At 45.2% G+C, this 15456-nt stretch carries 3 protein-coding genes (1 of these 3 cut by a window edge); all 3 read right to left on the bottom strand.

The annotated features are described in order from the left end of the window. Positions 1-3: 3 nt before the first annotated feature. The gene (locus K6I41_RS03970; protein ID WP_250375240.1) at positions 4-1734 is read right to left on the bottom strand and encodes a CapA family protein; all 1731 of its coding nucleotides are present in this window, start codon (positions 1732-1734) and stop codon (positions 4-6) included. Beyond that, on the bottom strand, positions 1731-3386 hold the full coding sequence (locus K6I41_RS03965) for a glycoside hydrolase family protein (RefSeq protein ID WP_250375239.1): 1656 nt from the start codon (positions 3384-3386) through the stop codon (positions 1731-1733). Before K6I41_RS03965 ends, K6I41_RS03970 begins: the two co-directional genes overlap by 4 nt. A gap of 144 nt (positions 3387-3530) precedes the next feature. Further along, positions 3531-15456, bottom strand: partial view of a BapA/Bap/LapF family large adhesin gene (locus K6I41_RS03960; RefSeq protein WP_250375238.1) — the 3' end only. The gene runs 16037 nt beyond the window's last position; only the last 11926 of its 27963 coding nucleotides appear in the window; the start codon falls outside the window, past its right edge; the stop codon is at positions 3531-3533.

The following is a 15456-nucleotide window of genomic DNA, read 5'->3' as shown; positions in this document are numbered from 1 at the left end:
ATTTTAAAAACTCATTTCGACGTAAAAACCTAAATCATCTTGTGCTGCATAATAATTTTCAGGGGTCAGTAATGAAGTCATATAACTGCTGGCCTCTGAAAAATCGTCTTCATTGACTAGATACGACTGCCAAAATGTTTTCAAATTATTGGTATAGATCGGATATAAACGCAGTCGATCTTTTGACAAATCTAGCCGTGCTATACATCCATACGGTAAAGCGTTTTGCTCTGTATATTCACCATTGCTATTAAAAACTGCATTGCCAATACCAAATACTACAGGCTTCTGATTAATCACTTTAATCGGTTGGATGGTATGAGCTCCATGACCGATAACGAGGTCCGCACCAGCTTGAGTCAGAATATCAGCAAGCTTGCTCTGCTCTTTTGTAATTGGCTTAAAATCGATACCCCAATGAGAAATAACAATAACTTTATGCTCAGGGTTAGTCTGCTTATAACGACCTATTTGTTCAAGCAAAACCCCATTTAGACATGCAACTCCACTCTTAGGACCTAAGGCATAAAAATCATAATCTAGATAGGCAGTGTCTCTGTGCCAATAGCCGTTAAAAATAGTGTAATGCTTGTTATTAAAAGTGATTTCAAAGTAGTTATGGGCTTCTTTTTGATTTGTGCCTGCACCGATATAAGAAATATTGGCCTGATCAAATTGTTGTAATGTATAAGCTAACCCAGGATCACCATAGTCTTTTAAATGGTTATTTGCCAATACCACATGGTTAAGGTGAATATTTTTGAACGCTGCTAATGTTTGTTCGGCATCAGCTTTAAGAATAAATGGTTTTTTATGTGCTAAAGGAGATTTGGTTTCTAAAGCAAAGACAGCTTCAAAGTTAGCAATATTTAGGTCATGTTCCCCTAAAAAGGCTTTTATTTTATCAAATGGATAGTCATACCCATATTGCTGCAGAGCATCCATTTGCCCTTTAGCCTTACGTTTTTCGGTGTAGATTTCCCCAAAGTAGGTATCACCTAAAATGTTAATAATGCCGCTTGGAGTAGAGCAAACTTTAGGTCTTACAGTCTGTGCTTGAAAACAGTGATAATAAGGAATTAAGTGCTCAGCACGATGAATATCATCTAAGAAAGAAAAGAAACCGATAGTCTGGTTTTCCTCAAAGAACGTCAGATAAATTTTTCTAAATGAATTTGTAAGATATAAGACCTCTACTACATTCTGTGCCATTAATAGAGTCTGTGGTAGATAAAACTTTCCTTTAAAATTCAGCTCTTTTATAAAGAAAAGTTTTCTAATTTCAGCTGGATGGCTATAAATATTTTTAACTAATAAAAACAAATGTTTTAACTGGTTTTGTGTACTTTCTTTTTTCAAATTTAAATTATAAGTAGCAGCTCTTTTTGACAAAATTAAATAGGCTTGCTCATCTGTACCGCAGAGCATATTGCTTAAAGCATCCTTCACATCTACTGCTTGGGTGAAAATTAGCAACTGCAATAGATCAGTAAAAGTGTAATGTTCCGAAGGTTTTAAGCCTAGATTTTGCTGACCTAATTGCTCAGATAGGTGTCCAGGGACAACATAGTCATCTTGAGCTTGTACATTTTTTTGCTGAAATTGCTCTAATGCATAGTCGATTAGCAGTAGTGTTGAAATATCATCGTCAAATTCGAATTGCCATAAATCTTCATCGAAACTTGTCGTATCGATATGTGCTAATAACTTGATTTCAACAGGCTGATATTTCATGGCTCATCACCTTTGTAATCTTTAACGTAAGCGATGTAACCCGATAAGTTGTGTTCTTGGTCATCAATCCGTACTCGAAAACGATCATGGCGAATATAAAACGCATGTAAAATTTTATCTGGCCGAGCCATATACATCGCCATTTCCGGATAAAAAAATCCTGTAGTTTGAAAATCAGCTCTAAACTCAATTAGCTTTTGAAGCTCAGGCATATACGCCTGCTCAAAAAGTGCTGTCCGCCCCTGCTCTTTTAAACGGTTCACCATTTTATAAGCAGCCATTAGCATTTCTAATAAAGTTGCATATGTTGTTTTTCGATTTTTAATAAAAATAAAATGTTTTAAATAATTATTTAAACCAAAAATAAAATATTTATCTTCGGGGCATATTTTAGTGAGTTCATTTGTACAATAACTTAACCAGTGGTCATGATATTTTTCATATCTATTTTTAATAAAATATTCAAACATTAATTTAACAGTTTCTAATAAAATAGAATTTTGATTAATTTGATATAACCTTAATAAAGCTAAAGCAGCTTCACCATCATAATAAATAATTCTGAATTTTTCTTTTAAATCATAATCTGGATAATTTAATACATGAGTTGTTGAGCCATTTGAATCGACTAATTTTAAAATACCATTTGCTAGTTTTTCTGCATATTTTTGATAGTCATTTTTTTGAGTAATTTCTTGATATTTAGTTAACATTAAAATAGCGGCCGCATTCGCACCTAATTTGATTTCGAACTCCCCTTCTTTACCATCAATCATAAAAGCAGTTTCTAAGTCTTTTTCTTTATAAAAGTTGGTCAGTGCATAGTGAATGGCAGCATGTATTTTAGGCCAATATTCTGGCTTGCTTTGCACTTCAAATGCTTCTAGTAAGGCATATACCGAGGTACAGTGACGCACCGTATTGTAGTTACGAATGTCACGATCATAAGCAGAAAAATAGCCATATATAAATTTGCCATTTTCTTGAATCTGGTCATGCAGAAATTCTGAGTTTTGCTCAATTAGATGTTGAAAATGCTGTTTTTTATTGCTTGAAATTCCTCTAATTCCATTTACATCATAACCACTCGCTAAGTTAATAAATTCCTCATTTTCATAAAATGCTGCGTAGGTATCAAAAGTCCAAATGTCTTGCAGCTCTTGTAATTTAATCTGTGGTTTTGGAGTGTTATATTTTTGCTTAACGGCATAATTCAGATTTGTTTCATCAAAAAAATTCGGTTTGTCGTAGCTCAAGCCTCGAATGATTGCTTTTCCATAAATCTCTTGTTCGAGAAAAGCTACTGAACAGTGTTCATCAAATCCAATCCCTTTACGGTAGTGGTTGTTGTGAAATTGATGGTGGACCTGTTGTTCTACTTCTTTCCAGACCTGTTGCATTAAATTATATGCGATATCGATTTTTATATAATCAGCGAGTGGTGCCTGTGCAAATTGGTCATTAATAAAATCTAATAATTGTTTTTTAGCCTGCTCTAAATTGGTTTTCTCACTGTGCCATACGCTACATCTTTGGTCTTTGGGGCCATAAGATAAAAATAAAATAATATCCTGTTTAAGACTCGGAACGTGCTGAATAACTTGTTCTAACCAAAGGTTCATTTGTCTTTGGAATTTTAAAAATGCCGTCACTCGAATTTAGTCCCTATTCGTTAATTGTTGTTCTATAAAATTTTCAATACATCATAGCACGGACAAACTAAAAGCTAGATTAACGTATTGTTTAAACATAAAAAAAGAGCCCGAAGGCTCTTTTTTCATTTGGTTAATTATCTATTAATAGATAATTTGACCATTGTTGAGAAGATCATTGAGGGTCAATGAAGTTCGAGATTCGTCTAGATGAATCGTCAACAATTGAGTATTTGAATAAGTAAGACCTAAACCATCACGATCAACACTAATCGTAGCGTTTTGAGTCGCAGCATCATAGCTTACAGATACATATTGTCCAATGGTTAAACTATTTGGATTGCCAAGTAATAAGTTACTAATATCAATCTTGTCAGCTTGAGTATCAGTTGCCGTATTACCTACATGGAAATCATTCCATACATCTACCCCATTACCACCAGTTGCACTATTCACACTTGCAGCTGTCAATGTATTGTAGATCAAAGTATCCGAGCCATTACCAAGCGTAAACGTATCATTCGCACTTGTACTTACAGCAAGACTATTCAATTCTTGACTCAAATCAATCGTTAATGTGCTTGCAGATTCAGCGCCCGTAACTGATACAAGTTTGTAGTTAATCGTATCAATCGTAGCATTTGCTGCACTATCTAATGGTTTGTAGTAGTACGAACCATCATTGTAGAGATAGAGGGTACCTTCACCAGTATTAATCGCTTGACCAGCGGCAATTTGATAGTTTCCTGGTGTAACTTCAACATACAATTGAGAAGCCACTGTAGTATCTGCAACCCCACCAGTAGTATCACCTACCAAGATATTGCCATGAATCCAATCTGTTAAACCATCAGGTGTGTATTGATCTAGATGAGTTGTTTTCGTAGTCACAACTGAATCAAGTGACATATTACCAATTGGAAGCAAACTAGATAAGCTAAATACAACTCTATAAGTACCAGCAGATAAATGAGACACATCTGCCGAGAATGCCGGAGCACCGAGTATACCTGCCAAGGCTGTCGAAGAACCTGAGTAAACTGTATCTACCCATACTCCACCAACAAACTGTTGGATCTTATAACCAGTCGTCGGTAGAACAGATAAACTTAAAGATGCTAAATAATTCAGCTGAACATGTACATCAGTTACAGTATTAGCAGCAACAACAAATTGGTTCGATGTCACTGTACTGCTTAAAACTGGTGGTAATGTACTAAGTGATACGTTACCACTTGGCACATCAACAACTGCATCAGTTACTTGTTTCATGCTGATCGTTGCATCATTAGTATCCGCGTTAGCGACTGGTGCAGGAATTACCGCATCTACACCTGGGTTAGCGGTATCCCAAGTGATATTCACATCAGGCGAACCAATTTGGATATGCAATGTTGCTGTATCTGTTCTACCAGTTACAGGGTCTGTCACGGTATAGGTAAAGCTATCTACTTTTCCTATATTTAAAGTGTTAGCTGTAGCCTGATAACTATAAGTACCATCCGCATTAATTGTTAAAGTACCATAAGCACCAACAATTGTTGCTGATGAACCTACACTCACAGCTGATGTATTACCATTTTCAGAAGTTACCGAAGTCACAACTGAAGTTGTCGTAATGTAATCGGGCGTATAGTTTGGTCCATATACAGCAGAGTTATCATCTGACAGAACATTACCAATGATAGGATCCACTACTAAGCTAGGTACTTGAGTAATATCACCATTATTCAAAGTAATATCCGCAGTGACACTACCTAGAGCTGTAAGAAGCGTATTGCTCTCCATAAACAACTCATAAGTACCAGAACCTAAGTTATCAACCTTGAATTTCACTTCAGAACCAAAGATACCTAATAAATCAAGCACTCCTGTATCTGCACTATCCGCTACTACTGTACGAGTGCCGTCTGGATTAACTCGTGTTAATACCACGTGTAAACCATCAACAATCGTTGCAACTGAACCAAAGTTCACTGAGATAATTGCTTCAGTAATATGGCCTGGGTCAACTGTAAATGTCGCAGTACCTTGTTTAGTACCGATAACAACTCCACCAACACCAAGTAACCAGTTATAGCTAATTGCATTATCAAAGACTTGTTGTGTCGTTGGATAAACCATGTCAATTGCTGCTGAATCAACATTATCCATTGCATCAACAGGAACTGGGCTTGTGATAACAGCTGGTTGAGATGGATCATTAGGGTTCCAAGTCATATCCACACTATCACTATCCAAGTGAACATATAGAGTCGCTTGAGAACTATTGCCCGTAACTGGATCGAGTAACGTATAAGTAAACTCATCAACTTGTCCGAGATTTAGTCCATTCGCATTTGGTGTGTAAGTGTAGTTACCATTTTGATCAATTACCAAGGTACCGTAAGTACCTGCAATCGTAGTTGTACCAGTTGCACTTACTGCATTTCCATTAACTGTTGAGATAATAGCGTCATGGGTTGCAGCATCAACTGCACCGTTGATACCAACATCTTTAATAACGTTGCCAGAAATTGGCTCGACAGAGTAACCAGCCACGATGTATGGATTATAGACATCCATCGTACCAGTTAATGTTCCACCTAGACCTACACCTAACAATCCGTCATAACCGATAAATGCACGGTACTGACCTGGTTCTAAGCCATCCACTACAGCAGTTGCTACTCCACCAATCAGAGATAAATCAATGAGCGAAGCTTCTGGGTTAGTTCCACCAATAGATACCCATTGTCCAGTAGTTGCATCGTATTTTTGAACAACTAATGAGTAGTCACTTAATACATTCGCAGTGAGTAGTCCACTGAAGGTAAATGTAGCTGTACCTTCTCGGTCTGCATCCACATTAAATGCAATGGTTGCATCACCTAATAATTGTAAGTTCAAACCAGCGAGAGAAACTGCTGCTAAGTAACTTGCACTACCAAGAGCTACGTCATCTGCAACAAGCAACGATTCTGGATTAATTTCAGCCACTGCTAGGTTGTCTGCTGCTTTCACAGAGCTCAATTGAATATTGAGATTTGCTTGAGCAGTATCCCCAGTTGCAGGATCAGTTAATGTGTAGACAAACACATCTGTTTGACCTACACCAGCTGCACTTGCAGTAGGAGTATAAATATATGAACCATCAAGATTTATCTCCAAAGTACCATAAGCACCATTAATGATCGTACCATCTGCTACAACAGGTTGACCGTTAACTGCACTTACAACTGTTGTTGGGGTCACGATGTCTACTTCACCTGAACCATTCACTTCTGTGATGACGTTACCATCAGCAACTTCAGTGTAGTATCCACCTACTTGCGTCGTGTCATAAACATCTATTGTGCCAGTTAAGGTACCAAGTAAACCAATACCTAGAAGACCGTTATAAGTCATGAATGCACGGTATTGACCTTCTTCTAAACCATCAATTACTACACTAGGAGTTGTACCTAATAAAGTAAGGTCAAGAATGTCTGCTTGGCCACCACCATAGACAGAAGTCCATTGTCCAGTTGCTGTATCAAATTTCTGAAGAACTAGAGAGTAATCAGATAATGCATCTACGCCAATTAAAGCACTGTACGTAAAGGTTGCATTACCTTCATCACCTGCACCAACTGTAAAGCCAATCGCTTCAGAACCAAGTTGCAAATCAAGTCCAGCAAGTGACACAAGAGCTAAGTACGTTTTGCTACCTAGAGCTGCATCATCTTGTACAAGCAATGGTTGAGGTGCAAGTACTGCTGTATCAGTGTTATCAAAGGCAATGATACTAGACGAACTAATCGTTACCGTACCAGTTGCAGGAATCGATACATTACCCGCAGGATCTGTTGCAGTTACACTTACAGTATGTGGACCATCGATTAATGAAGGAAGTGTATTGTCCGCAAGCGTCCAAGTACCGTCACCGTTGTTGGTCGCATTATAGTTCAAGCCATCAACAGTCACTACAACAGTCGCGGTAGGATCATCAATCGTACCAGTCAATGGTGGCGTATCATCATTAGTAGTTACATTTGTGAAGCCGACTACTGGCGCAATAATATCAACGATAAAGCCGTCTGTACCATCGAGTACATCACCTGTACCCAAGTTACCAGCAAGATCTGTATAAGTACCATTAGCCACACTAATGCTTGGTGCTGTGCCTGTACCATCTGGTGTGAACACTGCTGTCCACGTGATGTTGTCAGTTGTAACCAATGCACTCAACGTACCGCCAATAAGAGTGATGTCATTTGCATCAAAGCCTGTAACTGCTTCACTGAATGTGAAGCTAATGTTCGCTGTTTCACCAGCCGCAAGAGCTAGGTCATCAGTCGTGATCTCAAGCGTTGGTGGAACAATATCTACAACAAAACCGTCTGTACCATCGAGTACATCACCTGTACCCAAGTTACCTGCAAGGTCTGTGTAAGTATTATCCGCCACAGTAACGCTCGGTGCTGTTGCACTGCCATCTTGAGTGAAGGTCGCTGTCCAGGTCACACCACCATCTGCTGTGGTCAAGCCAGTAAGCGTACCACCTGTCAAGGTTACATCTGTTGCATCAAAGCCAGTTACTGCTTCACTGAATGTGAAGGTTACGGTGGTGCTTTCACCAAGAGCAAGATTCAGGTCTGTTGCACTGATCGCAAGCGTCGGTGGCACAATGTCTACAACAAAGCCGTCTGTACCATCGAGTACATCGCCTGTACCCAAGTTACCTGCAAAGTCTGTGTAAGTATTATCAGCCACAGTAATACTTGGTGCTGTACCTGTGCCATCTGGTGTGAACACTGCTGTCCAAGTAATGTTGTCAGTCGTAGTTAATGCACCTAATGTACCGCCTACCACTGTGATGTCACTCGCATCAAAGCCTGTAACCGCTTCACTGAATGTGAAGCTAATGTTCGCTGTTTCACCAGCTGCAAGAGCTAGATCATCAGTCGTAATCGCAAGTGTTGGCGGAACAATGTCTACAACAAAGCCGTCTGTACCATCAAGTACATCACCTGTACCCAAGTTACCTGCAAGGTCTGTGTAAGTATTATCCGCCACAGTAATGCTTGGTGCTGTGCCTGTACCATCTGGTGTAAACACTGCTGTCCAAGTAATGTTGTCAGTCGTAGTCAATGCACCTAATGTACCGCCTACCACTGTGATGTCACTCGCATCAAAGCCTGTCACTGCTTCACTGAATGTGAAGCTAATGTTCGCTGTTTCACCAGCGGCAAGAGCTAGGTCATCAGTCGTGATCGCAAGCGTTGGTGGAACGATGTCTACAACGAAGCCGTCTGTACCATCAAGTACATCGCCTGTACCCAAGTTACCCAAGACATCAGTGTAGCTACCATCAGCCACGGCAATGCTTGGTGCTGTGCCTGTGCCATCTGGTGTGAACACTGCTGTCCAGGTGATGTTGTCAGTCGTAGTCAGGCCAGTCAATGTACCGCCTACCACTGTGATGTCGCTTGCATCAAAGCCTGCTACCGCCTCACTGAACGTGAAGCTGATGTTGGCATCTTCACCTGCCGCAAGTGCAAGGTCATCTGTCGTGATTGCAAGGGTTGGTGCTGTTGCATCAACAGTCACTGTGCCTGTTACCGGCGTTGAAACGTTACCTGCTACATCTGTTGCAGTCACGCTCACTGTGTGCGGGCCATCTGCCAACACTGGAAGTGTATTGTCTGCAAGTGTCCAAGTACCGTCACCATTGTTGGTTGCCGGGTAATCCACGCCATCCACAGTCACTACCACAGTCGCAGCAGGATCATCGATCGTACCGGTCAACGCAGGAGTCGTATCGTTGGTCGATACATCCGGGAAGCTTACGACCGGTGCAACAAGGTCAACGATAAAGCCGTCTGTACCATCAAGTACATCGCCTGTACCCAAGTTACCCAAGACATCAGTGTAGCTACCGTCAGCCACGGCAATGCTTGGTGCTGTGCCTGTGCCATCTGGTGTGAACACTGCTGTCCAGGTGATGTTGTCAGTCGTAGTCAGGCCAGTCAATGTACCGCCTACCACTGTGATGTCGCTTGCATCAAAGCCTGCTACCGCCTCACTGAACGTGAAGCTGATGTTGGCATCTTCACCTGCCGCAAGTGCAAGGTCATCTGTCGTGATCGCAAGGGTTGGTGCTGTTGCATCAACAGTCACTGTGCCTGTTACCGGCGTTGAAACGTTACCTGCCACATCCGTTGCAGTCACGCTCACTGTGTGCGGGCCATCTGCCAACACTGGAAGTGTATTGTCTGCAAGTGTCCAAGTACCGTCACCATTGTTGGTTGCCGGGTAATCCACGCCATCCACAGTCACTACCACAGTCGCAGCAGGATCATCGATCGTACCGGTCAACGCAGGAGTCGTATCGTTGGTCGATACATCCGGGAAGCTTACGACCGGTGCAACAAGGTCAACGATAAAGCCGTCTGTACCATCAAGTACATCGCCTGTACCCAAGTTACCCAAGACATCAGTGTAGCTACCGTCAGCCACGGCAATGCTTGGTGCTGTGCCTGTGCCATCTGGTGTGAACACTGCTGTCCAGGTGATGTTGTCAGTCGTAGTCAGGCCAGTCAATGTACCGCCTACCACTGTGATGTCGCTTGCATCAAAGCCTGCTACCGCCTCACTGAACGTGAAGCTGATGTTGGCATCTTCACCTGCCGCAAGTGCAAGGTCATCTGTCGTGATTGCAAGGGTTGGTGCTGTTGCATCAACAGTCACTGTGCCTGTTACCGGCGTTGAAACGTTACCTGCCACATCCGTTGCAGTCACGCTCACTGTGTGCGGGCCATCTGCCAACACTGGAAGTGTATTGTCTGCAAGTGTCCAAGTACCGTCACCATTGTTGGTTGCCGGGTAATCCACGCCATCCACAGTCACTACCACAGTCGCAGCAGGATCATCGATCGTACCAGTCAACGCAGGAGTCGTATCGTTGGTCGATACATCCGGGAAGCTTACAACCGGTGCAACAAGGTCAACGATAAAGCCGTCTGTACCATCAAGTACATCGCCTGTACCCAAGTTACCCAAGACATCAGTGTAGCTACCGTCAGCCACGGCAATGCTTGGTGCTGTGCCTGTGCCATCTGGTGTGAACACTGCTGTCCAGGTGATGTTGTCAGTCGTAGTCAGGCCAGTCAATGTACCGCCTACCACTGTGATGTCGCTTGCATCAAAGCCTGCTACCGCCTCACTGAACGTGAAGCTGATGTTGGCATCTTCACCTGCCGCAAGTGCAAGGTCATCTGTCGTGATTGCAAGGGTTGGTGCTGTTGCATCAACAGTCACTGTGCCTGTTACCGGCGTTGAAACGTTACCTGCTACATCTGTTGCAGTCACGCTCACTGTGTGCGGGCCATCTGCCAACACTGGAAGTGTATTGTCTGCAAGCGTCCAGGTACCGTCACCATTGTTGGTCGCATTGTAGTTGATACCATCTACGGTCACCACCACAGTCGCAGCAGGATCATCGATCGTACCAGTCAACGCAGGAGTCGTATCGTTGGTCGATACATCCGGGAAGCTTACGACCGGTGCAACAAGGTCAACGATAAAGCCGTCTGTACCATCAAGTACATCGCCTGTACCCAAGTTACCCAAGACATCAGTGTAGCTACCGTCAGCCACGGCAATGCTTGGTGCTGTGCCTGTGCCATCTGGTGTGAACACTGCTGTCCAGGTGATGTTGTCAGTCGTAGTCAGGCCAGTCAATGTACCGCCTACCACTGTGATGTCGCTTGCATCAAAGCCTGCTACCGCCTCACTGAACGTGAAGCTGATGTTGGCATCTTCACCTGCCGCAAGTGCAAGGTCATCTGTCGTGATTGCAAGGGTTGGTGCTGTTGCATCAACAGTCACTGTGCCTGTTACCGGCGTTGAAACGTTACCTGCCACATCTGTTGCAGTCACACTCACTGTGTGCGGGCCATCTGCCAACACTGGAAGTGTATTGTCTGCAAGCGTCCAGGTACCGTCACCATTGTTGGTCGCATTGTAGTTGATACCATCTACGGTCACCACCACAGTCGCAGCAGGATCATCGATCGTACCAGTCAACGCAGGAGTCGTATCGTTGGTCGATACATCCGGGAAGCTTACAACCGGTGCAACAAGGTCAACGATAAAGCCGTCTGTACCATCAAGTACATCGCCTGTACCCAAGTTACCCAAGACATCAGTGTAGCTACCGTCAGCCACGGCAATGCTTGGTGCTGTGCCTGTGCCATCTGGTGTGAACACTGCTGTCCAGGTGATGTTGTCAGTCGTAGTCAGGCCAGTCAATGTACCGCCTACCACTGTGATGTCGCTTGCATCAAAGCCTGCTACCGCCTCACTGAACGTGAAGCTGATGTTGGCATCTTCACCTGCCGCAAGTGCAAGGTCATCTGTCGTGATTGCAAGGGTTGGTGCTGTTGCATCAACAGTCACTGTGCCTGTTACCGGCGTTGAAACGTTACCTGCTACATCTGTTGCAGTCACACTCACTGTGTGCGGGCCATCTGCCAACACTGGAAGTGTATTGTCTGCAAGCGTCCAGGTACCGTCACCATTGTTGGTGGCTGGGTAATCCACGCCATCCACAGTCACTACCACAGTCGCAGCAGGATCATCGATCGTACCGGTCAATGCAGGAGTCGTGTCATTGGTAGATGCATCTGTGAAGCTCACAACCGGTGCAACAAGGTCAACGATAAAGCCGTCTGTACCATCAAGTACATCACCTGTACCCGGGTTGCCCACTGTATCGGTGTAGCTACCATCAGCCACGGTAATGCTTGGTGCTGTGCCTGTGCCATCTGGCGTGAACACTGCTGTCCAAGTGATGTTGTCAGTCGTAGTCAGGCCAGTCAATGTACCGCCTACCACTGTGATGTCGCTTGCATCAAAGCCTGCTACCGCCTCACTGAACGTGAAGCTGATGTTGGCATCTTCACCTGCCGCAAGTGCAAGGTCATCTGTCGTGATTGCAAGGGTTGGTGCTGTTGCATCAACAGTCACTGTGCCTGTTACCGGCGTTGAAACGTTACCTGCCACATCCGTTGCAGTCACGCTCACTGTGTGCGGGCCATCTGCCAACACTGGAAGTGTATTGTCTGCAAGTGTCCAAGTACCGTCACCATTGTTGGTCGCATTGTAGTTGATACCATCTACGGTCACCACCACAGTCGCAGCAGGATCATCGATCGTACCGGTCAACGCAGGAGTCGTATCGTTGGTCGATACATCCGGGAAGCTTACGACCGGTGCAACAAGGTCAACGATAAAGCCGTCTGTACCATCAAGTACATCGCCTGTACCCAAGTTACCCAAGACATCAGTGTAGCTACCGTCAGCCACGGCAATGCTTGGTGCTGTGCCTGTGCCATCTGGTGTGAACACTGCTGTCCAGGTGATGTTGTCAGTCGTAGTCAGGCCAGTCAATGTACCGCCTACCACTGTGATGTCGCTTGCATCAAAGCCTGCTACCGCCTCACTGAACGTGAAGCTGATGTTGGCATCTTCACCTGCCGCAAGTGCAAGGTCATCTGTCGTGATCGCAAGGGTTGGTGCTGTTGCATCAACAGTCACTGTGCCTGTTACCGGCGTTGAAACGTTACCTGCCACATCCGTTGCAGTCACGCTCACTGTGTGCGGGCCATCTGCCAACACTGGAAGTGTATTGTCTGCAAGTGTCCAAGTACCGTCACCATTGTTGGTTGCCGGGTAATCCACGCCATCCACAGTCACTACCACAGTCGCAGCAGGATCATCGATCGTACCGGTCAACGCAGGAGTCGTATCGTTGGTCGATACATCCGGGAAGCTTACGACCGGTGCAACAAGGTCAACGATAAAGCCGTCTGTACCATCAAGTACATCGCCTGTACCCAAGTTACCCAAGACATCAGTGTAGCTACCGTCAGCCACGGCAATGCTTGGTGCTGTGCCTGTGCCATCTGGTGTGAACACTGCTGTCCAGGTGATGTTGTCAGTCGTAGTCAGGCCAGTCAATGTACCGCCTACCACTGTGATGTCGCTTGCATCAAAGCCTGCTACCGCCTCACTGAACGTGAAGCTGATGTTGGCATCTTCACCTGCCGCAAGTGCAAGGTCATCTGTCGTGATTGCAAGGGTTGGTGCTGTTGCATCAACAGTCACTGTGCCTGTTACCGGCGTTGAAACGTTACCTGCCACATCCGTTGCAGTCACGCTCACTGTGTGCGGGCCATCTGCCAACACTGGAAGTGTATTGTCTGCAAGTGTCCAAGTACCGTCACCATTGTTGGTTGCCGGGTAATCCACGCCATCCACAGTCACTACCACAGTCGCAGCAGGATCATCGATCGTACCAGTCAACGCAGGAGTCGTATCGTTGGTCGATACATCCGGGAAGCTTACAACCGGTGCAACAAGGTCAACGATAAAGCCGTCTGTACCATCAAGTACATCGCCTGTACCCAAGTTACCCAAGACATCAGTGTAGCTACCGTCAGCCACGGCAATGCTTGGTGCTGTGCCTGTGCCATCTGGCGTGAACACTGCTGTCCAGGTGATGTTGTCAGTCGTAGTCAGGCCAGTCAATGTACCGCCTACCACTGTGATGTCGCTTGCATCAAAGCCTGCTACCGCCTCACTGAACGTGAAGCTGATGTTGGCATCTTCACCTGCCGCAAGTGCAAGGTCATCTGTCGTGATTGCAAGGGTTGGTGCTGTTGCATCAACAGTCACTGTGCCTGTTACCGGCGTTGAAACGTTACCTGCTACATCTGTTGCAGTCACGCTCACTGTGTGCGGGCCATCTGCCAACACTGGAAGTGTATTGTCTGCAAGCGTCCAGGTACCGTCACCATTGTTGGTTGCCGGGTAATCCACGCCATCCACAGTCACTACCACAGTCGCAGCAGGATCATCGATCGTACCGGTCAACGCAGGAGTCGTATCGTTGGTCGATACATCCGGGAAGCTTACGACCGGTGCAACAAGGTCAACGATAAAGCCGTCTGTACCATCAAGTACATCGCCTGTACCCAAGTTACCCAAGACATCAGTGTAGCTACCGTCAGCCACGGCAATGCTTGGTGCTGTGCCTGTGCCATCTGGTGTGAACACTGCTGTCCAGGTGATGTTGTCAGTCGTAGTCAGGCCAGTCAATGTACCGCCTACCACTGTGATGTCGCTTGCATCAAAGCCTGCTACCGCCTCACTGAACGTGAAGCTGATGTTGGCATCTTCACCTGCCGCAAGTGCAAGGTCATCTGTCGTGATTGCAAGGGTTGGTGCTGTTGCATCAACAGTCACTGTGCCTGTTACCGGCGTTGAAACGTTACCTGCCACATCCGTTGCAGTCACGCTCACTGTGTGCGGGCCATCTGCCAACACTGGAAGTGTATTGTCTGCAAGTGTCCAAGTACCGTCACCATTGTTGGTTGCCGGGTAATCCACGCCATCCACAGTCACTACCACAGTCGCAGCAGGATCATCGATCGTACCAGTCAACGCAGGAGTCGTATCGTTGGTCGATACATCCGGGAAGCTTACAACCGGTGCAACAAGGTCAACGATAAAGCCGTCTGTACCATCAAGTACATCGCCTGTACCCAAGTTACCCAAGACATCAGTGTAGCTACCGTCAGCCACGGCAATGCTTGGTGCTGTGCCTGTGCCATCTGGTGTGAACACTGCTGTCCAGGTGATGTTGTCAGTCGTAGTCAGGCCAGTCAATGTACCGCCTACCACTGTGATGTCGCTTGCATCAAAGCCTGCTACCGCCTCACTGAACGTGAAGCTGATGTTGGCATCTTCACCTGCCGCAAGTGCAAGGTCATCTGTCGTGATTGCAAGGGTTGGTGCTGTTGCATCAACAGTCACTGTGCCTGTTACCGGCGTTGAAACGTTACCTGCTACATCTGTTGCAGTCACGCTCACTGTGTGCGGGCCATCTGCCAACACTGGAAGTGTATTGTCTGCAAGCGTCCAGGTACCGTCACCATTGTTGGTCGCATTGTAGTTGATACCATCCACAGTCACTACCACAGTCGCAGCAGGATCATCGATCGTACCGGTCAACGCAGGAGTCGTATCGTTGGTCGATACATCC

It is taken from the genome of Acinetobacter sp. AS23 (genome assembly GCF_023612055.1).
In the GTDB taxonomy this organism is placed as follows: Bacteria; Pseudomonadota; Gammaproteobacteria; order Pseudomonadales; family Moraxellaceae; genus Acinetobacter; species Acinetobacter oleivorans.
Note: the sequence above shows the minus strand (reverse complement) of the source record. Positions and strands in the feature narration are given on the sequence as shown.

Bases quoted from the DNA above. Each gene is read 5' to 3' on its own strand.
- K6I41_RS03970 (WP_250375240.1), bottom strand. From the start codon at position 1,734: ATGAAATATCAGCCTGTTGAAATCAAGTTATTAGCACATATCGATACG.